20 protein-coding genes are annotated in these 20,964 nt (G+C 42.2%); 12 read left to right on the plus strand and 8 right to left on the minus strand.

The window, feature by feature from the left end:
* Nucleotides 1-285: 285 nt before the first annotated feature.
* A complete protein-coding gene (locus tag CKO50_RS05835) occupies nt 286-3,249 on the plus strand; it encodes an EAL domain-containing protein (protein WP_095727404.1) in 2,964 nt (987 codons plus the stop codon).
* Between the two features lie 40 nt (nt 3,250-3,289).
* Here the strand turns inward: CKO50_RS05835 and CKO50_RS05840 are convergent, their stop codons facing one another.
* Complete coding sequence (locus CKO50_RS05840; protein ID WP_095727405.1) at nt 3,290-3,619, minus strand: stress response translation initiation inhibitor YciH; 330 nt, start codon at nt 3,617-3,619, stop codon at nt 3,290-3,292.
* Between the two features lie 142 nt (nt 3,620-3,761).
* On the opposite strand from CKO50_RS05840, the gene CKO50_RS05845 reads away from it, so the two are divergent.
* The 4 genes from CKO50_RS05845 to CKO50_RS05860 all read left to right on the plus strand — a co-directional run bounded on the left by CKO50_RS05845 (nt 3,762) and on the right by CKO50_RS05860 (nt 7,910).
* Complete coding sequence (locus CKO50_RS05845; protein WP_095727406.1) at nt 3,762-4,067, plus strand: STAS domain-containing protein; 306 nt, start codon at nt 3,762-3,764, stop codon at nt 4,065-4,067.
* 20 nt (nt 4,068-4,087) lie between these two features.
* Complete coding sequence (locus CKO50_RS05850) at nt 4,088-5,746, plus strand: fused response regulator/phosphatase (protein ID WP_095727407.1); 1,659 nt, start codon at nt 4,088-4,090, stop codon at nt 5,744-5,746.
* Nucleotides 5,747-5,874: 128 nt separating this feature from the next.
* Nucleotides 5,875-6,540: a GAF domain-containing protein gene (locus CKO50_RS05855; protein ID WP_095727408.1), complete on the plus strand. Its 666-nt coding sequence runs from the start codon at nt 5,875-5,877 to the stop codon at nt 6,538-6,540.
* 179 nt (nt 6,541-6,719) lie between these two features.
* Nucleotides 6,720-7,910, plus strand: coding sequence for an amino acid aminotransferase (locus CKO50_RS05860; protein ID WP_095727409.1), 1,191 nt, complete (start codon nt 6,720-6,722; stop codon nt 7,908-7,910).
* A 97-nt stretch (nt 7,911-8,007) separates the two neighbouring features.
* Here CKO50_RS05860 and CKO50_RS05865 read toward each other — a convergent pair whose 3' ends face one another.
* Nucleotides 8,008-8,322 carry a YebG family protein gene (locus CKO50_RS05865; protein WP_095727410.1) on the minus strand — a complete coding sequence of 105 codons (315 nt, stop codon included), beginning with the start codon at nt 8,320-8,322 and terminating at the stop codon, nt 8,008-8,010.
* Between the two features lie 270 nt (nt 8,323-8,592).
* On the opposite strand from CKO50_RS05865, the gene CKO50_RS05875 reads away from it, so the two are divergent.
* The gene (locus CKO50_RS05875) at nt 8,593-8,901 is read left to right on the plus strand and encodes a helix-hairpin-helix domain-containing protein (protein WP_095727412.1); all 309 of its coding nucleotides are present in this window, start codon (nt 8,593-8,595) and stop codon (nt 8,899-8,901) included.
* 51 nt (nt 8,902-8,952) lie between these two features.
* Here the strand turns inward: CKO50_RS05875 and CKO50_RS05880 are convergent, their stop codons facing one another.
* The 3 genes from CKO50_RS05880 to CKO50_RS05890 form a co-directional block, all read right to left on the minus strand.
* The gene (locus tag CKO50_RS05880; protein ID WP_095727413.1) at nt 8,953-9,258 is read right to left on the minus strand and encodes a hypothetical protein; all 306 of its coding nucleotides are present in this window, start codon (nt 9,256-9,258) and stop codon (nt 8,953-8,955) included.
* A 12-nt stretch (nt 9,259-9,270) separates the two neighbouring features.
* Entirely contained in the window at nt 9,271-9,780 is a 510-nt protein-coding gene (dsbB, locus tag CKO50_RS05885) for a disulfide bond formation protein DsbB (protein ID WP_095727414.1), read from the minus strand.
* A 198-nt stretch (nt 9,781-9,978) separates the two neighbouring features.
* A complete protein-coding gene (locus CKO50_RS05890; protein ID WP_095727415.1) occupies nt 9,979-11,478 on the minus strand; it encodes an amidohydrolase family protein in 1,500 nt (499 codons plus the stop codon).
* 145 nt (nt 11,479-11,623) lie between these two features.
* Between CKO50_RS05890 and CKO50_RS05895 the strand changes: the two genes are divergently transcribed.
* From CKO50_RS05895 to CKO50_RS05905, 3 genes are all read left to right on the plus strand, one after another.
* A complete protein-coding gene (locus CKO50_RS05895) occupies nt 11,624-13,381 on the plus strand; it encodes a winged helix-turn-helix domain-containing protein (protein ID WP_095727416.1) in 1,758 nt (585 codons plus the stop codon).
* 577 nt (nt 13,382-13,958) lie between these two features.
* Nucleotides 13,959-14,672 carry a fatty acid metabolism transcriptional regulator FadR gene (gene fadR / locus CKO50_RS05900; protein ID WP_010371123.1) on the plus strand — a complete coding sequence of 238 codons (714 nt, stop codon included), beginning with the start codon at nt 13,959-13,961 and terminating at the stop codon, nt 14,670-14,672.
* Nucleotides 14,673-14,992: 320 nt separating this feature from the next.
* Nucleotides 14,993-15,598 carry a peroxiredoxin gene (locus CKO50_RS05905; RefSeq protein ID WP_010371125.1) on the plus strand — a complete coding sequence of 202 codons (606 nt, stop codon included), beginning with the start codon at nt 14,993-14,995 and terminating at the stop codon, nt 15,596-15,598.
* Nucleotides 15,599-15,855: 257 nt separating this feature from the next.
* Here CKO50_RS05905 and CKO50_RS05910 read toward each other — a convergent pair whose 3' ends face one another.
* Both CKO50_RS05910 and smrB read right to left on the minus strand, forming a co-directional pair.
* Nucleotides 15,856-16,098 carry a hypothetical protein gene (locus tag CKO50_RS05910; RefSeq protein ID WP_045990797.1) on the minus strand — a complete coding sequence of 81 codons (243 nt, stop codon included), beginning with the start codon at nt 16,096-16,098 and terminating at the stop codon, nt 15,856-15,858.
* Nucleotides 16,099-16,332: 234 nt separating this feature from the next.
* A complete protein-coding gene (gene smrB, locus CKO50_RS05915) occupies nt 16,333-16,884 on the minus strand; it encodes an endonuclease SmrB (protein WP_095727417.1) in 552 nt (183 codons plus the stop codon).
* Nucleotides 16,885-16,980: 96 nt separating this feature from the next.
* On the opposite strand from smrB, the gene prmB reads away from it, so the two are divergent.
* From prmB to CKO50_RS05930, 3 genes are all read left to right on the plus strand, one after another.
* Nucleotides 16,981-17,916 carry a 50S ribosomal protein L3 N(5)-glutamine methyltransferase gene (gene prmB, locus CKO50_RS05920; RefSeq protein ID WP_141240125.1) on the plus strand — a complete coding sequence of 312 codons (936 nt, stop codon included), beginning with the start codon at nt 16,981-16,983 and terminating at the stop codon, nt 17,914-17,916.
* A 47-nt stretch (nt 17,917-17,963) separates the two neighbouring features.
* Nucleotides 17,964-19,061 carry a chorismate synthase gene (gene aroC, locus CKO50_RS05925; protein WP_095727419.1) on the plus strand — a complete coding sequence of 366 codons (1,098 nt, stop codon included), beginning with the start codon at nt 17,964-17,966 and terminating at the stop codon, nt 19,059-19,061.
* A 66-nt stretch (nt 19,062-19,127) separates the two neighbouring features.
* A complete protein-coding gene (locus tag CKO50_RS05930) occupies nt 19,128-19,559 on the plus strand; it encodes a hypothetical protein (protein ID WP_095727420.1) in 432 nt (143 codons plus the stop codon).
* 62 nt (nt 19,560-19,621) lie between these two features.
* On the opposite strand, the gene folD is transcribed toward CKO50_RS05930, so the two are convergent.
* Nucleotides 19,622-20,476 carry a bifunctional methylenetetrahydrofolate dehydrogenase/methenyltetrahydrofolate cyclohydrolase FolD gene (gene folD, locus CKO50_RS05935; protein ID WP_095727421.1) on the minus strand — a complete coding sequence of 285 codons (855 nt, stop codon included), beginning with the start codon at nt 20,474-20,476 and terminating at the stop codon, nt 19,622-19,624.
* Between the last annotated feature and the right edge of the window lie 488 nt (nt 20,477-20,964).

Raw genomic sequence — 20,964 nt, forward strand, 5'->3', positions numbered from 1 at the left:
TCTTCACCTAAAGAAGCTAAAAAAGAAATATGTGTTGCTGTTGCGTGTGATGAAATTCATTTATTCAAACCTTACTTTGAAACTGAATACATTATTAGCATAGAACTAAACGAGAAAACAAGTACTACTTTGGACGTAAGGGCAAAAACCTAAGTTATTTGATAGATAAGTGCCCAATCTCAGAGAGTTAAGTACGTTAATCAAACGTAACTTATTGGCGAGTCGAAAAATATTCTGGTATATTCAGGCAACACCACCACTGTAAATAAAAGAATAGGTTAACTTGTGGGCAATCGTCGTCCCCCATCAAGATATGGTGCAAGCTCTTTAAGTGTAAAGCTGTCGATGTTGATTTCGGCCGTGTGTTTGATCGCGGGCGTTTTTGCTGCGGCATTGATGCTAAAATCTGAAGAAAAGCAGTTGATCTATGAAGAGTATGATGAGCTCAAGCGTTTTAGTGCGCAGGTGAACAATCAGTTCTCAAACTACCTCGATCTTAAAGCCAACTTGGCCGAACAAGCCAACTCAGTGGTCTCCAAACATTTACTTTATGGCGTACAAGATTTATCTGGCGCACAAGCGAGCGTTGACGTGCGTGGCGAAAACTTAGCGAGTACAGCTAAAAATGGCCTCTCTGCAGCTATGTATACTGGCAATTTAAAATTGCAGTCAGTGCAAAAGCTATTTTCTGAATCTGAATTGCTCTGGAACATTCTTGCGCCTCCACTTTTACAAGATTTCTTTAATTTTTACTTATCTACAAAAGACGGCTTTGTTCGTGTTGCGCCTCCTAATGCCTTATTAGCGAAAGATCCAAGGTTGGTAAATAATCAACTTCATAACTTGCCCGTGTTACATGCTGAACAAAACCCAACGAGGGAAGCAGTTTGGTCAGGCGTATATTTTGATAGGGTTTGGAACAAGTGGGTGGTCAGTATTTTGGTGCCTTTATACTTACATGACAAATACCTTGGGTTAACGGGTAGCGACATAGAGTTGACCACCTTACTCGAAAAACTACCTAAATCTGACCATCAGCAAGGCTTCATCGTTTTTGATAAACAGGGTCGATTATTGGCAGCTCCCAGCCTGTTTAAAACCACTGCTGCGACTGGGCAGCTATTGGACCACAACAAGCTACCTGAAGACTTGAGTAAAATAGTACAAACTGCACTTATTACTAAGCTACCAAATATCCAAGATGAATTTAGGTATAAAGACAACTGGCATATTATGCACGTGACCCATATTGCCAATTTAGATTGGTACATTGGGATCTACAAGAAGCGGGCGTCGGCTATCTCGGCCATTGAAGAGCTTAAAGTTAAGTTCTTTGGTTTGTTTATTCTGTATGCCATTTTTGTCGCAATATTACTGCATCAGGTTCTATATCAATTAGTACTCAAACGCATCAATGCGCTCGTTAAAGCGGTGAAGGGATTTGGTCGTGGGCAGTGGGATACGCCAACCTTGCCGCATACCGATGATGAAATAGGTCAATTGAACGCCTCATTTAATGATATGAGTGTTGAGATAAAACAGCTTGTAAATGGCCTAAATCAACGTATTACAGAAAAAGAAATTGCTGAAAAGGCGGCAAACCGTTTGTCAAAAGCTGTGGCTTTTTCTGGTACGGGCGTTGTATTGACCAATGAGCACTTTCAAATTGAGTACGTCAATCCAAAAATGCAGGAAATGACGGGCTATGATGAGCAGCATTTTATTGGCTCTCCGCTTTTGAGTATTATTTCAAAAGACATGGCAATTCTAATTGATGATATCGATATTGACTTGCGCAGCCGCAATCATTGGCGCGGGGATACTATGTTGGCGGGTAACAGGGAGGCGCCTATATGGGTCAGTTTAAGTGTGTCACCGATCCGTGAAGAAGGTGGAGCAATTTCAAGTTATGTCGCCTCAGCCCAAGATATTTCGTTTGTAAAAGAAAGCCAGCGTAAAATGGAAGAATTGGCTTACTTTGATACCTTAACTGGCCTTGCCAACCGAACGTTTTTCAGGATGCAGTTACGTAAATCCATGGCGCTTGCCGAACGTGGCCATTACGCCTTTGCTCTATTTTACTTTGACTTAGATGAGTTTAAGCGTATCAATGATACTTTGGGACATGACGCGGGTGACCGCTTATTGCTTGAAGTCGCGACGAGATTGAAAAAGCGGCTCCGTGCAGAAGATACCATTGCCAGATTGGGTGGGGATGAGTTTGCGGTGTTACTGAGTGGCATCAATGAGCGAGAAAATGCCATGGAAGTTGCCAATATCATTCAAAAGACACTGGCAGAACCAATAAAACTGGGGAATAACGAAGTGATAGTCAGTGCAAGTATTGGTATCACCATGGCTCCATTTGACAGTAAAGAAGAAGAGCAGCTGCTTAAACATGCTGATTTGGCAATGTATCAGGCCAAAGCAAAAGGGCGGAACACTTATCATTTCTATAGCCAAGATTTAGACGAAGCTGCAAACGAGCGCCTACATATAGAAAACGAGCTGCGTATAGCAATTAAAGCGCAACAATTTACCTTGCACTATCAGCCACAAGTGAACAGTGAAAGTGGTGAGGTTGTAGGCTATGAAGCGCTTATTCGTTGGTTCCACCCGAGTGAGGGAAGCATTCCACCAAGCAAGTTTATTCCAATTGCTGAAGCAACAGGCCTAATCGTAGAGCTTGGTGCATGGGTGTTAGAAGAAGCGTGCTATTTTTCTCGTCGTTTAAAAGCTGCGGGCAAGATTGCCAACATATCCATCAACCTTTCTGCGAGGCAGTTTAAAGATGCACAATTGATCAGCATGCTGTCAGATATTATTGACAGAACTGAGATGGAGCCGACTCTACTACACCTCGAACTGACCGAGAGTATGCTGATGGGGGACGTGGAAGCAGCAATCATACAACTTAGAGATATCAAAGCGCTTGGCGTTTCACTGTCTATTGATGACTTTGGTACAGGCTATTCTTCTTTAAGTTATATTAAGCGTTTCCCTGTAGACATACTTAAAATCGACCGCTCCTTTGTAAAGGATATCCCTGAAGATCCGAATGATATGGAAATCACCGCTGCTATCATTGCGATGGCGCAAAAACTAAATTTGCAGGTTATTGCTGAAGGGGTGGAAACTGAGGCTCAGATGACGTTCTTAGCGAAAAATAATTGCTATATTGTACAAGGTTATTACTACAGCCCGCCGCTAAGTGAAGCCGAGATTTTGAGATTTGCCCCAGCGGTATAGCAGCTCAGCCCCAGCGCTTGGGGCTGAAAATAATAAGCGCCTAACCGCCTGCGATTTTCACTGTGAAGCCTTGGCCTTCTAATAATTGCTTAAGTTTTTCTCTATCATCGCCTTGAATTTCAATAACGCCTTCTTTAACAGCACCACCTTGACCCATTTTAGATTTAAGCGTTTTTGCCAACTTCTTTAGATCATGCTGTTCACTATCGATGCCAACAACAAGCATAACGCCTTTGCCTTTGCGCCCTTTAGTTTGTCTTTCAATACGTACGGCGCCGTCTTTAAAAACTTTCCCTGGAACTTTTTGTTTTGACTCTTTGGTGTCAATACGGCCTATATCTGTGGAGTACACAAGTCTTGATTCTGACATTGATTCTGGTCCTCTTGCGGGTTCTTTGCAGAGATCATAGCAAAAAGCCGATTAGATGTTTTTTATTTTTGCTAAATAGTTTTTAAGCGTTATATTTAAGTTGGTGAGGGGAAACAAATCAAAATAATTTAGGAGCTTAATGATGAGCTTGAGTAAAAATGCTTCTGCTGACGGTAAGACATTAACCATTCAAATTAGGGGCAAGTTTGACTTTAATTTGGTGCAATCTTTTCGTCAGGCGTATGCGGAGGTGAATGAGCAAACCGAAAAGGTTGTTGTTGACCTGCGTGAAACCGACTATATGGATAGCTCCGCCTTAGGTATGCTGTTAAATATGAAAAAAACACTGGGAAGCTCAGTTTCTAGCATTCAAATTAGTAATTGTCGTCCACAACTTAAGAAAATTCTCCAGATCTCTCGTTTTGATAAGAAGTTTGATATTGACTGATCATAATAGATAAGCCTCTCATGAACATCTTGGTAGTCGACGATCAGGTATTAAACTGTAAGCTGCTCAAGGCAATGCTTGAGCAACAATTTTATACCGTTTTTTGTGCGCATAATGGTCGTGACGCATTAAAAATTCTCGCAAGTCAGGACATCGACATCGTGCTGCTAGACGTTGTCATGCCCGTGATGGATGGCTTTGAGACTGCCCCTAAAATAAAGCAATATGCGGGCGATGTGTATCTTCCCATCATCTTTATCACTGCACTTGAAGATCAAAGCAGCTTTGAAAAGTGTCTCGCTGTAGGAGGCGATGACTTTATTCATAAGCCGTTTGATAAAGTCATTTTATCGGCCAAAATCAAAGCGCATGCGAGGACACGTAGGCTCAGCCAACAAAGCAATGAGCAACGTCGACAACTAGAATATCACTATAACCAAATAGAGCGAGAGCACGAGATTGTTGAGCATATTTTTAGTAATGCGCTTGCACAACAATCTGAATATCCTGAGATTTGTGAATACCACTTGTCACCTGCGTCAATGTTTAATGGCGATATGTTTTTAATGGCCAAGAGCCCAATGGGTGGCTTTTATTGTTTACTGGGGGATTTTACTGGCCATGGTTTAGCAGCTGCAGTCGGCGCGCTTCCCGCATCGCGCATTTTCTACACTATGGTTCAAAAGGGGATGGCGGTTAGTGATATAGCCGTTGAGCTCAATACCGCTCTTAATGAGTTATTGCCTGGTCACATGTTTTGCGCAGCAGCAATCATTGAATTGAGCTGCTCAGGAAAAAGTATTTCTGCTTGGCTTGGCGGTTTGCCAGATTTATATCTGATTGACCAAAATGGCAGCCTTATTAAAACCATAGAGAGCCAGCATATGGCGCTTGGCATTTTAGAAGTCGATGAGTTTGAACGTAATCTGCTGCATTTCGAAGTTAGCCCCGACCAACGCCTCGTAATGGCGACAGACGGTATCATCGAATCTGAGTCCGAGCGAGGGGAAATGTATGGCGAACGACGGCTAAAGCGCTTGCTGGCGAGTAGACAACATATTTCCACGGATCAAATTATCTCTGAAGTTCGCGAGTTTTCTGGTAATACAGAGCAACAAGATGACTTAAGTATCGCGATTATTAATTGCGTTGCTAGCGATTCAATTGTTTCTGCGCCTAACCATTATTCAAGTTTGCCGTTTAATATTTCGTTATCTTTAGATGCCAAGCAGATGAGAACCACAGATCCGGTACTTGAGCTGGTGGATTTGCTTAGTGAGGTTGACGGTATTTCGGCGCATCGCTCTAACATATTTTTACTACTCTCCGAGGCCTACAATAATTCTTTAGATCACGGTGTGCTGGGGCTAAATTCTGAGATTAAAAATAAAGAAGATGGCTTTTTTGAGTTCTATAGTCTGCGAGAGGGGGTTTTGAAGGAACTAAAAGAAGCGCTCATTATTATTTCAGTGCGCTACAGTCCTGAAGAGCTAAAACTATACTTTAACATTTGTGATTCAGGTAATGGTTTTGAATCAGTTGAACGTAACAAAGCACAGCAAGAGTATAGCCATGGTCGAGGTGTTAGCTTACTTAACGAAATTGCCCAAAGTGTTAGCTACAACAACGCTGGAAATGAAGTAGAAATGGTTTATTCACTCACCTCTAAATCGGTCTAAATTCCAATCAAGTGTATTGCACTTCTGTTCTAGGTTTACTATTTGCTCGTGTTGCTCTATCTACCTGCTTTTTAGTGTTGGCAAGGTATAAAGAGCATGGTAAAGTTGCATCAACTTTAGATGTTTAGATGGCTAAAATGTCAGATTATATTTCATTGAGTGGGTTATCTATCCCCCGCGAGTTGCTTTTACTGCAATTAGAAAAACTAGATGCTTATATTGAGAAAAACTCAAGTCCTGCTGTGTGGTCATATCAGATCCCTGAGCTTGGAGAAGGAGGTGCTTGTAGCTTGTTTGGTCACCTTCAGGAAGCTCCTTTTTTCTTGAGTGACCATGTTGAAAATAACTCAGCTAATGAACAATCGCTTACCAAGCTGCAAACAATAGTATCAGCGGTAGTTGAATTTACAGCTGTTGATTGGTTTGGCATATACCAAGTAAGAGCGACAAATGAAGGGAAACAACTTCTCAAACTAGCTTACTCTGGTGCGCCGAGTAGACCGCTATTCCCGATAACGGAGGCTTTTGCCGCTACGTCAAATAATATCCAAACGGTATTGAGTGCTAAAGCTCGAGTGATTAATGACATTCCTCATTATGTCGCCAGTGGTGGGGAGTACTACACTTGCGATCCTAAAGTGAAAGCAGAAACCTGTTTGCCATTATTCGATGATGCCCAAAATTGTATTGGAATTATTGATGCAGAAGCGTTTTCTGAATCATTTTTCAACGAAGAAATTTTAGCATTGCTTGCAGCAGCATGTACGAGAATCCCTGAATATTTACCCAAATAATTATCGGAATGTCCGGCTGTAAACTTGACGCCTTTGTGGTGCTGCCAAGTTTACAAAAATGAATAAAATTCTAGATAAATATGGTAACTGAGATGCAAGTCTCTATGTTACCATCAAGTCTACTGGAATCGGGCGTCAGCCGCTCGAGTTTGCATTAATTAAAATAAAAGAGATAAGCCATGTTCTCAGAGCTAAAACCACTTCCAACAGATCCTATTTTAGGCCTGATGGCCGCTTATAAACAGGACACTAACCCAAACAAAATTGACCTTGGTGTAGGTGTTTATAAGGACGAGCAGGGAAACACGCCGGTACTTAGAGCGGTTAAAAAAGCGGAAGCGTTTCGTTTAGAAAACGAAACGACAAAATCTTATATTGGTTTGGCTGGTAACTTAGACTTCTGTCAAAAGATGGAAACACTGTTACTTGGAGAGCATAGTACATTATTGGCAAACCGTGTACGTACGGCGCAAGCACCTGGTGGTACTGGCGCATTACGTGTTGCTGCCGAATTTATTAAACGTTGCAACACCAATGCAACTGTTTGGGTTACGACTCCAACTTGGGCAAACCACATCAGCCTATTTGAAGCAGCTGGTCTAACAGTTAAAGAGTATCCTTACTACGACTATGAAAACAAAGGGTTGTTGTTTGATGAGATGATCAATGCGCTGAAGCAAGTACCTAAAGGTGATGTAGTACTACTTCATGCATGTTGTCATAACCCAAGTGGTATGGACTTAAATCAAGCGCAATGGAAAGTGGTTGCTGAACTTGCGAAAGAGCAAGGCTTTACGCCATTAATTGATATTGCATACCAAGGTTTTGGTACCAGCCTTGAAGAAGATGCACAAGGCCTTAGAACGGTTGCGGATACAGTTGATGAAATGATCATCTGTTCATCTTGCTCTAAAAACTTTGGTTTATACCGCGAGCGTATCGGTGCGTGTTCAATCATTGCAAAAGACAGTGCAACTGCTGATGTTTCAAACTCAGTATTACTTAGCGTTGTTCGTAGTATCTATTCAATGCCACCAGCACACGGTGCTGATATTGTAAATACCATTCTAAGCAGTACTGAACTTACGCAAATGTGGTACGATGAACTTGACGAAATGCGTGGCCGCATTAATGGTCTACGTACGTTGATCAAAGAAAGCCTAGCTGCAAAAGGTGTTGAGCAAGACTTCACGTTCATCGACCGTCAACACGGTATGTTCTCTTTCTTAGGTATTAATAAAGAGCAAATTGACAGACTACGCACTGAATATGCTATCTATGTGGTAGGCTCTAGCCGTGTTAACGTGGCAGGTGTAAGCAAAGACAATATTGACTACTTTGCTGATGCAGTGGCAAGTGTAATCAAATAATACCACGCGATATAAAAGTAAATAAAAAACCGCAGAATTTGCGGTTTTTTATTATTTTCAGCCTGAACCACTTACTGAGGTAAGTGGCTATTATCACTTAGGCTTGCTTAATTTTGGTCACTTTATCTGAATCTGACGCTTTTTCGTTTTCAGATTTGTTTTTGGTATTGGCCTTAGGTGCTACTTTGCCACCTTTTAACACAGACACAAAGTCATCTTTTTGTTTTGCAATTTCAAGCGCTAGGGATTCAACTTGTTGTTCACTCAGCGGCACGTCAACTTTTGTTAGCATGTCCTCCAATGCTTCAGCTACATCTAGCATCTTATCATAAGCATCAGCTTCTTTTTTAGACGTGAAAGTCATACGCTCGACTCCATTTCTTTCAACAACATATTTGATGATAACGGCCATGGTTATTCCCCTAGTCACTGTTTTTTTATACAGTAAATCGAATCAAGTAATTAAGCAAGTTATTTTGAAAATTTTTCAAGTGCTGTTGAGTGAAAGAGAATTAATTAAATTCATTAAAAACAAAGGTTTGGTTTTTATTTGGATTTTTGAAAGAATGAAGTTTTTTGACAACGCTAATATTTCAATCTTTATTTAAAAAGCTTACTGCAATCACTCATCGAGGTGAGTGCAAAAAGCTTCGGATACTTTTTAAGCACAAGGAGTGTATATATGTTCAATAAACCCACCGTACTTTCTATTTTATTAGCACTAGGCTTAAGCTGTTCAAGTGTGCTCGCAAAACCTGCGGATCAAGTTAAATCAGTCTCTCAAACACAGCCGCAAAGTGTTACACTTGATATTAATTCCGCTGATGTTTCAGCACTTTCAAGTTTACCAGGGATTGGTATTCGTAAAGCGGAAGCCATTGTTGAGTACCGTAAGAAAATGGGACGCTTTAAGAGCACAACGGAGTTGCTGGAAGTCAAAGGAATAGGGAAAGGCATATTGGCGAAGTTGGAGGGAAAGATTAGAGTCTAATCGGTGTTATTGTGTGCGAGCTCAGCTGCTCGCACACAGGTAGATTGAAGGTTAGAGCTTATTCGAGGCGTTAAATTCGGCGATTGCTTGAGCCAATTTGGGCTTGCCAAACTGTATTTCCACCGGTGTAGTTAGTAGTGGATAAATTAATCCGGCTACGAGTAAGATAGGTAATAACAGCCAGCCTTCAAAGACGACTAATGAGGCAAAAAATGGTGTGAGCAATAGCAACTTTGCTATTCTTAATACGACCTTTGTTTTCGCATCGAGATGGCTAAGTGCAAGACGTAAGATCATCTGCTTGTCACGTAATTTAAACGCTCTTAGTTGCTCAATTTGGCTTAACCTAAAATGCATGAATTTGATATCTCAACTTCTTTTGGTAACGTGGAAAAATAAGAAAAGAATAAATGCGATACTATAAAAAGCAAAGATAATTTCCATCCATCCTGGCATAGATAGTCCTGCAAAAGACCAGTCTATGTTGCCACAGTCACCCGTTGCAGCAAAAAAGCTTGGTAGCCATTCATGAAGCGGCATAAACGCAGGAAAATTTGGTACAAAGTCACATGTAAAAGCAAATGGATCCGTTGTGGTTTGCATACTGATATGTTCACGGGCGATAAAGTAGCCCCAAATACTGCCCACACCCCACGAAACAAATGCAAGACTACGTAGTGTGAAAGAGCGAGGAGAAATCATACCGATTAAACCAGCGGCTAATAGCCCCAACATAGCAAAACGCTGATAGATGCACATAATACAGGGCTCTAAACCCATACCGTATTGAAAATACAGTGCGACGGCTTCAAAAATAGCTGCGGATAGTGCTAGCAATCCCCAAGATTGCCTAGAGAGATGAAAAGATGAAATCTTCATTATAGAGAAACCCTTTTTGTTTTATTATGCTTTATCTGGTTGCGTTAGGGCAACCTTACTTCGCCGTGTGCGCTATCTTTGCGACGATTTTTCGACTCTTGTTGTCAGTAGAAGTTCGAAAATATCAGAATAGAACACTTGATTAAGTCAATTGAGGTGAGACCGACATTATCAGCATTTCTATTCTGGCGTATTTACTCACTCACTTTTCTCGAGGGCATCGATATGAAAAGTAGCACGTTCAATGGCGGAGCCATGTAAGATAACATATTCGATATCGTTATAAGCCGCGACTGACTGCAAAGGGTTACTATTTAAAAGTAATAGATTTGCCACTTTTCCAGCTGCGATACTGCCGTACTGGTTGTCTATCGCAAATGCTTTCGCATTATTAATGGTAGCAGCAGATAGCAAGCTAACGAGGCCTACTCCGGCTTGATCCATCATCGTTAATTCTTGATAAGTCGATAAGCCAGGTTGCGAGACATAAGTTGGTGCGGGTGGCGTATCTGAGCCAAGCAGCAAGGTTGCGCCATTTTTATATAGATAATTTAGTGCTCGTTGCCCTTGTGAGAAAACTTGCTCAAGTTTAGCCACCTTTTGTTGATTACTTATTTCACCCCAGCCTTGACCCATTTCTCGAGAAAACCAGCGACCAGGTTCACTTTGATACCAAGCAATTTGAGACGGAGGTAATACGGTACGATATTCAGACGAGAAGGTGAAAGTGTTGTCAGTCACTTTCGCCAGAGCATTCATCACATTTAATGTGGCTTGATAGGCGATGTCTTTTTCGATGATGGTATCCAGCACAGCTTTTACATTGGTTGGCAGTTTGCTATCGCTAGGGGCTGGATTTGGCGCTAACCAGTTCCAAAGTCCATGCGCCATAACGTTGATATTGGCATCTACAGCAAGTTGTTGCATATCAACGGCATTCGCATGTGCCATTACGGGTAACTTCAGTGAGTTTGCGGACTCGACTAACTGTTTGGCAGTTTCTTGGTTAATAAGCGGTATAGCACTGTTTTCTCCAAAGCCATCTTCAAAGTACAGTTTGGCACAAGTTGCACCGTCAGATTTCATTCGCGTCAAGGGCTGAGCTCCTTGGTGAGCGTGTGCTTGAGATGGCGTCAGCTCATAAGCAGGATCGCCGTGTTGTGCAGCAAAGTAGGGTTTATGTTGATGTAGCTTTGAGTAACTAAGGCCTTCAGCATTATACCCTTGGTAAACCGGCATTGCGCCACAAAAGTAGGCGTCGGGTGCGGGGCCATTTGCTGTAAATTCGGTCATGCCGATTGCAGTGTTTGACGGGTCAATAACTTGCGTGACGCCATAGTAAAGATAATTAGCGCCTTGCCGTTGTAAAAATGCTGCCTGCATTTGGCGAGCTCTAGGAGAAGTGTTAAGCAATCCCGGCATTGTTTTTAGGTGGACATGGCTATCGGTTAACCCTGGTATGAGGTATTGACCATGAGCATCAATAACCTTTGCTGCATCCGGTTTTTGACTTGAGTCAGAGACTTGTATAATTTTGCCGTCTTGGATGGTGAGCCAATGATTGGAAATGATATTGACTTGGTGCTTATCAATAGGATTTAAAATGGTAGCATTGTCGATACGAAGGTCCACTGCTGCAAATAATGCATGAGAAGACAGGGCGCAACAGGCCGCAAATATTAATGTTTGTTTTTTCATAATGAAAACCAGTGAGTGTCGTATTAGATGCCTTCGAGCATAACTGGCGAGATACTTTGTGTTTTAATTTTCATATAAATTAACTCTGAAATTTTTCTTAATTTAATTAAAACTATAATAATCAATAATATAAGGTGTTCTTGGGTTGAAAAATTTGCTTTTGGGAAATTGGCTTGTTGTGCCTAGATTGAACCAGATTGTGGAGTATCCGGCTGGCCGTGAATATACCGTCACCCCAAAAGTGATGAAATTACTGTTGGTGCTGGTCGATGCGAAACCTGAGCCTCTGAGTATTGAAAACCTCGTCGAGTTAGTTTGGCACCCGAAGGTGGTGTCTGACAATTCGGTCTATCAAGCTGTTGCGCAGTTAAGAAAGATTTTAAACACAGATCCGCAATACGAAGAATACATAGAAAGAATATCAGCTCAAGGCTACCGCATTCATCCAAACATTGCGCTTAGAGAGCATAAAGCGGGCGTGATGCCTGTGAGCAAAAAGCGAATTTGGCTGCTTGGTGTCACCATTACGTTGCTCGCTCTAATCGCTTTTTTTGCTTTTTATATTCAAACTGATCAAAAGCACAAGACACAAAACAACCCATATTTTGATGAGATCACTCTTGCTACACACCTATCCCAAAGTACAGCGGTAGAAGAGTTAGCGCGAGCGAAAACGATTTATCAACAAGTGTTATCTAAACAAAGTGATAATGTCGAGGCACTTAGTGGCTTGTGCAATGCCTTTATGGGGCTTAGCGTATATGGCGCGGTGTCAGAGTATGAATCGCTTGCTTTGTGTCGACCATTGTTAGAGAAGGCACGGATCTTAGATGATACAAATATTGAAGTGATAACCTCTCTTGCACGCTTTGCGGTGATGGAGAGTGAAATTGAGCAAGCACAGGATTATTTTAAGCGCGGATTTGAGCTCTCAACCAAGCATGCTCGCCTATGGCATTGGTATGGTCGATTTCTTCGGGACCAACACAAAATACCCGATGCAATTGCTGCGCATAAACAAGCGTATCAGTTAGCACCAAACGATGCGGTTATTATCCGAGGATTAGCCTATGCCTATTTGAATTTTAGAGAGTTAGTACTCGCTCGAAAATATTTTGATCGTAGCGTTGCCGTTGCCCCTCACACCAAAAACAACCCGCTCTATGCGCTAGACTTTTATCCGCTTAACCATAATAGAGCAAGCCAATATTTGCTGTGGTATCAAAACAATCACATCCATCATAGTAAATTATATCCCGCGCAGCAGTTGAGCCACATATTGGTGTTATTGAGTTTAGGGCGCGCAGAAGAAGCTGAGGAAAAATATCAGCAAGCCGCAAATTTAGGTTCAATTTCTACAGCATTTAGACTCTATGTTGAATCTGGGATCGCATGGCGACAAGGCGATTTCGAAAAGGCCGAAGAACTCTTAAAACAGCGATACGAGCTCGACTCAAAGGGTAATCATTATGTGATGCCTTATATTCTTGCTTTACTTGCACGGCAGAAAATACAACCTGCGCTAACGCTTTTTGAACAGCATTTTGCTGATATCGCGGCGTTTACATTGCCAGAGGCAGGCAATGTAGGACAACACCTTACTTATGCCTTGATGCTGAAACGTACAGGTGAACAAAGCAAGCTCAAGCGAGTAACACAGTTGTTGGCACAATACCTTAATCAAGGAAATCAGCTAGATGCGGCTTTATCTCCTTACTGGTTTGCACTTAACAATGACGTAGCAGAAACGAAACAAGCGCTAACGCAGCTGCTCAACACAGGTTGGTTACCCGACTACAATGATAGTTTTTTTGCCACGGATCTTTATCTCGCTTTGACATCAGACCACGAATTTAAACAAGCATGGCTGAATAAGCTTGAAAGCAGACAGAACGAGCTCTAAAACGTTAGGTTACGCATACATAAAATTCGCTATGTGATTTAAAAGTAGGGAGCGAATTTTTTTGGTGATTCCTTGAATAGGGGGTCTGTGTTTCGGCAGACTTTGATATTGGCTTTTAAAAACAGAGTTCGATTTTGTTGCCTGTGAGTTTTGGTTTCCTTAAGCTGCTTTGTTGTTTGCAAGCAACGCTCAAAAATAAATTGCAAAAGATGTCCAATAACATTATTACATGCCGCTTTGTCTGTTTATTTCGCAGTCGTTCCGTGTGCACTTTAAGGAGAAGCATTTGAGTTATACAAAATGAATGCAGAGGCTGGATGGTCTGATGAGGAGCAATTTGTTTACATTAATTAGCAGCCCAGTGTATCCCGAATATGAGTCCGTTATGGCCAAGTTTATATCGCCTTAAGTGAGTCCTAAATCTCACACCCCATCGCAGTCTCACCAGCATTGAAGATGGCTATTTTCAGCTAGGGCGATTTGTAGCTTGTTAGTTGAGCTTCATCTGGTACAATCAGTGGATTAACAAGCACAACCTGCCAATCAAGGCATTGATGTAATAATAAAGTGGTGTGAGATGAGAATTTTCAAAGCCAAGAGCCCAGCTGGATTTGCTGAAGAATATATTGTTGAGTCAATTTGGAACGGCGAATTCCCTCCGGGATCCATTCTACCTGCTGAGCGTGAGCTTTCTGAACTCATTGGTGTAACAAGAACAACACTGCGCGAAGTATTACAAAGGTTAGCTCGTGATGGCTGGTTGACTATCCAACATGGTAAGCCAACCCGAGTAAATAACTTTTGGGAAACGTCAGGGCTTAATATTTTAGAAACCTTAGCGCGTCTTGATGAAGATAAGATGCCGGAGCTGACCGATCAGCTGTTGTCAGCGCGTACCAATATTAGTGCTATCTATACGCGTGCGGCGATAAAATTCAATCCGCAGCGTGTTATCGATATTTTGTCTAAGCATGAAGAGCTAGAAGACACCGCAGAAGCGTTTGCCGATTATGACTACCAAGTTCACCATGAGCTGGCAGGTGCTGGGCAAAACAAAATTTATGTGCTTATTTTAAATGGCTTCAGAGGCTTATACTCAAAAATTGGTTGCCATTACTTTTCTGATTCAAGAACACGAGGACTGGCGAGACAGTTCTATGCAGATTTAACCAAACTGGCAGAAAATCAAGAACACGATGGTGCTATTTCATTGATGCGTAAGTATGGTCACCAATCGGGTGAAATTTGGCAGCAGATCCGCGGTGATATGCCCGAAAATATCATGGACTAATGTCCACTGAGTGATAGACATCTTAAAAAGGCTTCTTCGTGAAGCCTTTTTTGATCTCCGAATGGCATCTTGAGCGGGGGCATTTTTGTCTCATCGAATTTATAGATTGGTGCTATCGGTAAATTCGATTGTTAATTATGGCACTTGCCAAATACACTAGGCGCAGTTTTTGGCGGTGAGAATGACAAAGATACTTTGGTTATGAATTTTGCTAGGGTTGTTTTTTCATAAGCACGCCACAATATTATGAACAAGATATTTTGGTCTCGACACGAGATACCAAATAAGATTGGAAATAAACCTAACTATTGGAGATAAAAATGGGTGTATTAGTAGGCCGCAAGGCACCAGACTTTACAGCAGCAGCAGTACTAGGTAACGGTGAGATCGTAGATAGCTACAACCTGCACGAGCGTATTAAAGGTAAAAAAGCGGTTGTTTTCTTTTACCCACTAGACTTCACGTTTGTTTGTCCTTCAGAGCTAATCGCGTTCGACAAGCGTTACGAAGAGTTCCAAAAGCGTGGTGTTGAAGTGATCGGTGTTTCTATCGATTCTCAATTCTCACACAACGCATGGCGTAACACTCCAGTAAACGAAGGCGGTATCGGTCAAGTTAAATACGATCTAATCGCTGATGTTAAGCACGAAATCTGTCAAGCATACGACGTTGAGCACCCAGAAGCTGGTGTTGCTTTCCGTGGTTCTTTCCTAATCGATGCTGAAGGTAATGTACGTCACCAAGTAGTTAACGACCTACCACTAGGCCGTAACATCGACGAAATGCTTCGCATGGTTGATGCACTAGCATTCCACGAAGAGCACGGTGAAGTATGTCCAGCTGGTTGGACTGAAGGTAAAGCAGGTATGGATGCAAGCCCTGAAGGTGTTGCTAAGTTCCTATCTGAAAACGAAGGCGCACTATAATTTAGTGTCGACTTTGTGATATCTCGCTGATATCAAAAAAGAAACCCGCCAATTGGCGGGTTTTTTAATGGCTACTGATACCTCAATAGCTTTTTCAGGGTAAAACTTTGACTACTCGGCTACCTTGCCTACTTTAGCAAGTGCCATGCTAGTTAAAGTTGATAAACTGACCCAGTGATTTTATCAGTTGAATGCTCAGGTAGGCGGCAAATAAACTGATCACGGGAGTTGCGAGCAAACTCAGAAATTCGAGCTCATTAATCATTAGTCTCTTCCTTTTTTTCTTGCTCGTTGTTATTGGTTGTTTGAAACGCTTTCTCTAAAGACTGTTTGGTCTCAATTTTTATTTCTTCTAGATTCGCTTTGATTGACTCAGTGATAGCTTGCGTTACTTTGGTTTTTACTTCTTGAAGTAATGAAGCATCAATTTCTGCAGCTGTTGTTGTCATGCTTGCTGTAAACAATAAAGTTGTCATGGTGATTTTCGCTAAAGTAGTCATAATAAGTTTCCTTGTAATTTGTTAGTCGCAATAACTATTACAAAGGTTGTGCCAAAATGAATTTAATTTTTATCTTATTGATTTTTATGCACTTTAATTTTTATTTTGCGCAGGGGAATTAATGGGTGGTGAATTTGACCAGTGTATGATGGGTGAAATGGCTAAGATTTAGTTAAATTTATTAAGGCTGGATTAAGCGAAGCAAGAAAGGATAAAAATAATATTTGGGCCGAATTAACGGCCAAAGCTAGGGTCATCAGGTAAATCAACCAAGATTAATACAGCCCCTTTACCGCCATATTCTAAAGGTGCTTGGTGCATCGCCAGTATATCTGGATGCTGGACAAGATACTGCGGTACTTTATGTTTAAGCACACGCTCACCAATTCCATGCACCACGCACGCACAAGCAATATGCTGCTTCTTACAAGCATGAATTAATGCTGCCAGTTCTTGTTTTACCGTTTCTTTATTTAGCCCGTGTAAATCTAAGATGAGTTCGGGCGCGTAGTCACCACGCCTTAGCTGCTTTGCTAAATAGCGATCAGCTCCAGGCTTTACGAAGTTGATGGTTCCCGACGTATCAATATCTGGAATATATTCGTCAGAAAAGTAAAACTCAGATTGCTGCTGCTTGACCTGTTGCTTCAGCTCAATGCTCTGAATTTTTTTCTTTTGTTTGAGCTGCACCTGATCTTGTTTGAGGGGTTTTACACCATTCAAAGACTCACGAAACATCGCGAAGTCGTCATTTAGGTCAGCATTAGTGTTAGATTCTCTGTTCATGATGGCATTTTAAATAAAAAAAGCATAAAAACCTAGCTTAAAAACCGCTACAATAGCGCCATATAGTTTGATCTTTAGAGAGTCATCATGACGGAAATGTCGCAACCACTTATTACCGAAGAAATGGCCGTTGAAGCCTTTCAAGACTTACATACCATTCAGGACTGGGTACGCTGGACAGCGAGCCAGTTTGTGAGTAACGAGGTATTTTTTGGTCATGGTACGGATAATCCTTGGGACGAAGCGGTCAGTTTAGTGCTTCCGGTGTTGCATATGCCAATTGATGCCCCCAAAGAAATCATGCATGCGCGTATGACACAAAGTGAAAAAGCGCATCTGATGGAGTTTATCAAAGCACGTATCGAGCAGCGTATTCCCGTCGCCTACTTAACCAATCAAGCTTGGTTTGCTGGTATGCCGTTTTATGTTGATGAGCGCGTATTAGTACCACGCTCACCATTTGCAGAGTTAATCGCAAAACATTTTGCCCCCTGGGTAGCTGCACCGAATAAAGTAACGCGTATTTTAGATATGTGTACGGGTTCTGGTTGTATTGCGATTGCATTGGCCAAAGCATTTGAGCGCGCACAAGTAGACGCAGTAGATATTTCTTTTGAAGCCTTAGAAGTGGCTGATCACAATATCAATCAGCATATGATGCAAGACAGAGTCTTTGCTATCCAGTCTGATGTATTTAGTGGTGTACCGGGTCAAAAGTACGATTTAATCGTAGCAAACCCTCCTTATGTTGATGCAGAAGATATGTCAGATCTGCCAGTGGAGTTCCATCATGAGCCAGAGCTTGGCTTGGCGTCAGGAGAAGATGGCCTTGATGTGACCCGCACACTACTGGCAGAAGCGGCCGATCATCTAAATGATGATGGTTTGTTATTTGTCGAAGTTGGCAATTCTATGGTACATATGGAGCAGCAATTTCCTGAAGCGCCATTTACTTGGTTAGACTTTGAGCATGGTGGTTTAGGGGTCTTTGTCGTATCCAAACAACAACTATTTGAATACTTTAAAAACTGATAGGGAGCCAATGCTCTCTATCGTCTATTTAGGAATGAGGAAAAACGATGGCAGGCAATAGCATTGGCCAATTATTTAAGGTGTCGACCTTTGGTGAAAGCCATGGCACCGCGCTTGGTGGCGTGGTGGATGGTGTACCACCAGGGCTTGAGATCACTGAAGCTGATTTACAAATCGATTTAGATAGACGCAAACCAGGCCAAAGCCGCTATACAACGCAGCGCCGAGAGGGCGATGAGATAAAAATTCTCTCGGGTGTGTTTGAAGGCAAGACCACAGGTACGAGCATTGGATTGTTGATTGAAAATACCGATCAACGTTCAAAAGATTACTCAAACATCAAAGACTTGTTCCGTCCGGGTCATGGCGACTATACCTATTGGCACAAATACGGGCATAGAGATTATCGCGGTGGTGGTAGGTCGTCGGCACGTGAAACTGCCATTCGAGTTGCAGCAGGTGCAATCGCGAAAAAATATCTCAAGCAAGTCCACGGCATCGAAATCAATGCCTGTCTTTCTCAATTAGGCCCGATTAAAGCCCAGCACTATGATTGGGCAGCGGTTGAAAACAATCCATTTTTCTTTCCCGATGAAGCTAAGCTAGAAGCGCTAGATGAATATATGCGTACGCTGAAAAAAGAAGGTGATTCAGTCGGCGCGAAGGTAAAAGTCGTGGCGAAAAATGTGCCTGTTGGTTTAGGTGAGCCAGTGTTTGACCGTCTGGATGCTGAGATAGCGCACTCCTTGATGAGCATTAATGCTGTAAAAGGTGTAGAGATTGGTGATGGCTTTGATGTGGTTGAGCAAAAGGGCTCTGAGCATAGAGATGAGCTAACGCCACAGGGATTTACTTCTAATCATGCAGGCGGCGTTTTAGCGGGTATTTCTACAGGGCAAGATATTATCGCATCAATTGCGCTAAAACCGACATCAAGTATCTCGGTACCGGGGCAGAGCATAGATACCCACAACCAACCGCAAGAAGTTGTGACGAAAGGTCGCCATGATCCTTGTGTTGGTATTCGTGCCATTCCAATAGCGGAAGCCATGTTGGCTATTACGCTCATGGATCACTTATTACGTCACCGAGGTCAAAACCAAGACGTAAATTTGCCGCACAAGCCAATTCCAGGTCATATATAACCATTAGCAAGTAAGCTAATTTTGGCACAGTGATTGCTTTTCTTGGACAAATCAAGGAGAGCAATCATGATCACTTATCAAACCCACTCCGCAATTCGCACCACTGAGTCCGTTTCGGAGCAGCAAAGCCTTGCCCAAACTAAACCAGCTAATACCGCTGCGCAGGAGAAAGACTATGTCGCGGCTGCTAACATCGCAACCCAATCATCCCCTGTGCTGGATAATAAAGCCGACGAGCCATATAAATATGAAGTGGTGGAGCGTAATCAGTCATTTCTAGAAAAAATGAGAGAAGCGGTAATGTTTAGCCGCTTAGGGGCAAATAAAGAGAAAATAGACGAGTTAAAAGAGAAGATGGCAGAACTTGAAAAGCTTGCGGCTGAGGGGAAGATTTCACCTGAAGAATTAGAAGAGCGGATGGCTGCCTTACAAGAAGCGATGAGAGAAGCGGTAACTCAGGAAGAAAACAAAGCGAACAAGGACACGCTAATGAGTTAGTGAGGCTTAAAATAATAAAAGCCTCAACTGAGGCTTTTATTACAGCTATAAACTAACAGCGTTTAGCTGTGATATTTTTCACACGCTTCTAGCGTATTTTCGATTAAGCTTGCGACGGTCATTGGGCCCACACCACCTGGCACTGGGGTAATAAAGCTCGCGTTTTGTTCTGCGATATCGTATTGCACGTCACCTACCAGTTTGCCTGATTCTAAGCGATTAATGCCTACATCAATAACAATCGCGCCTTCCTTAACCCAGTCACCTGGAATAAACTCAGGTTTACCGACCGCCACAACCAGTAGATCGGCACGACGCACATGGGTTTCGAGGTCTTGCGTAAATTTATGGCAAACGGTTGTAGTACAACCAGCAAGTAGCAGCTCTAGTGACATAGGGCGACCAACGATGTTTGAAGCACCAACCACAACAGCATGCATGCCTTTATAACGAACACCGGTAGAGTCGAGTAAGGTGATGATCCCTTTTGGCGTACAAGGTCTCAGTGCAGGCATTCTTTGGGCAAGACGACCTACGTTATATGGGTGAAAGCCGTCGACGTCTTTATGAGGATCAATACGCTCTAACACTTTTTCTGCGTCTAGGCCTTCAGGTAGCGGCAATTGTACTAAGATCCCATCAACGTCAGGATCTGCATTAAGCTCATCAACAAGCGCAAGTAATTGCTCTTCGCTTGTGTCACCTGGTAAGTCGAAAGATTTAGAAACAAATCCGACTTCTTCACAGGCTTTACGCTTTGAACCAACATAAACTTGGCTCGCAGGATCCTGGCCTACTAATACCACAGCCAAGCCTGGCGCTCTTAGGCCTTGCGCTAGTCTGCCTTGAACTCGTTGTGCAACAGTAGAACGAACTTGTTTCGCGATAGCTTTGCCATCAATGATGTTTGCCGTCATGATTGACCTATATTAAGGATTAAAAAACTTGAACGATGATAGAGCCTTTAAATTCTTCTATACAAGCACTTTCATGTATTGATGAAATGATTGCTTAATAAAGATGAAAAATGGGGTCGCTCTATTTATATGTCCCTTTAGTTACTACAAAGGAGGACATTTGCCCGCTATTTTCTCAAAAAACAGCCAGTCCGCCAAGTTTGCATTGCGTAAAAGCAAAGGTTTTCATGATCTGTTCTACAAGAACAGTTCAAAAATTGTTTAAGTCAGCTGTTTTATCAACAAATTGTGGCAAAATTAGGCAGTTGAAACAAAAACTAAAAAAAATATTTGACCTACTTCGGGCAAATCACTATTATGCACCCCGTTGCCAACGAGGACTCACCGATAAAAAGGTTATTAGTTCTCCAAGGTCACAGTCGGCGATTAGCGCAGCTTGGTAGCGCACTTGGTTTGGGTCCAAGGGGTCGCAGGTTCAAATCCTGCAT

Source organism: Pseudoalteromonas sp. HM-SA03 (assembly GCF_002289345.1).
Taxonomy (GTDB): domain Bacteria; phylum Pseudomonadota; class Gammaproteobacteria; order Enterobacterales; family Alteromonadaceae; genus Pseudoalteromonas.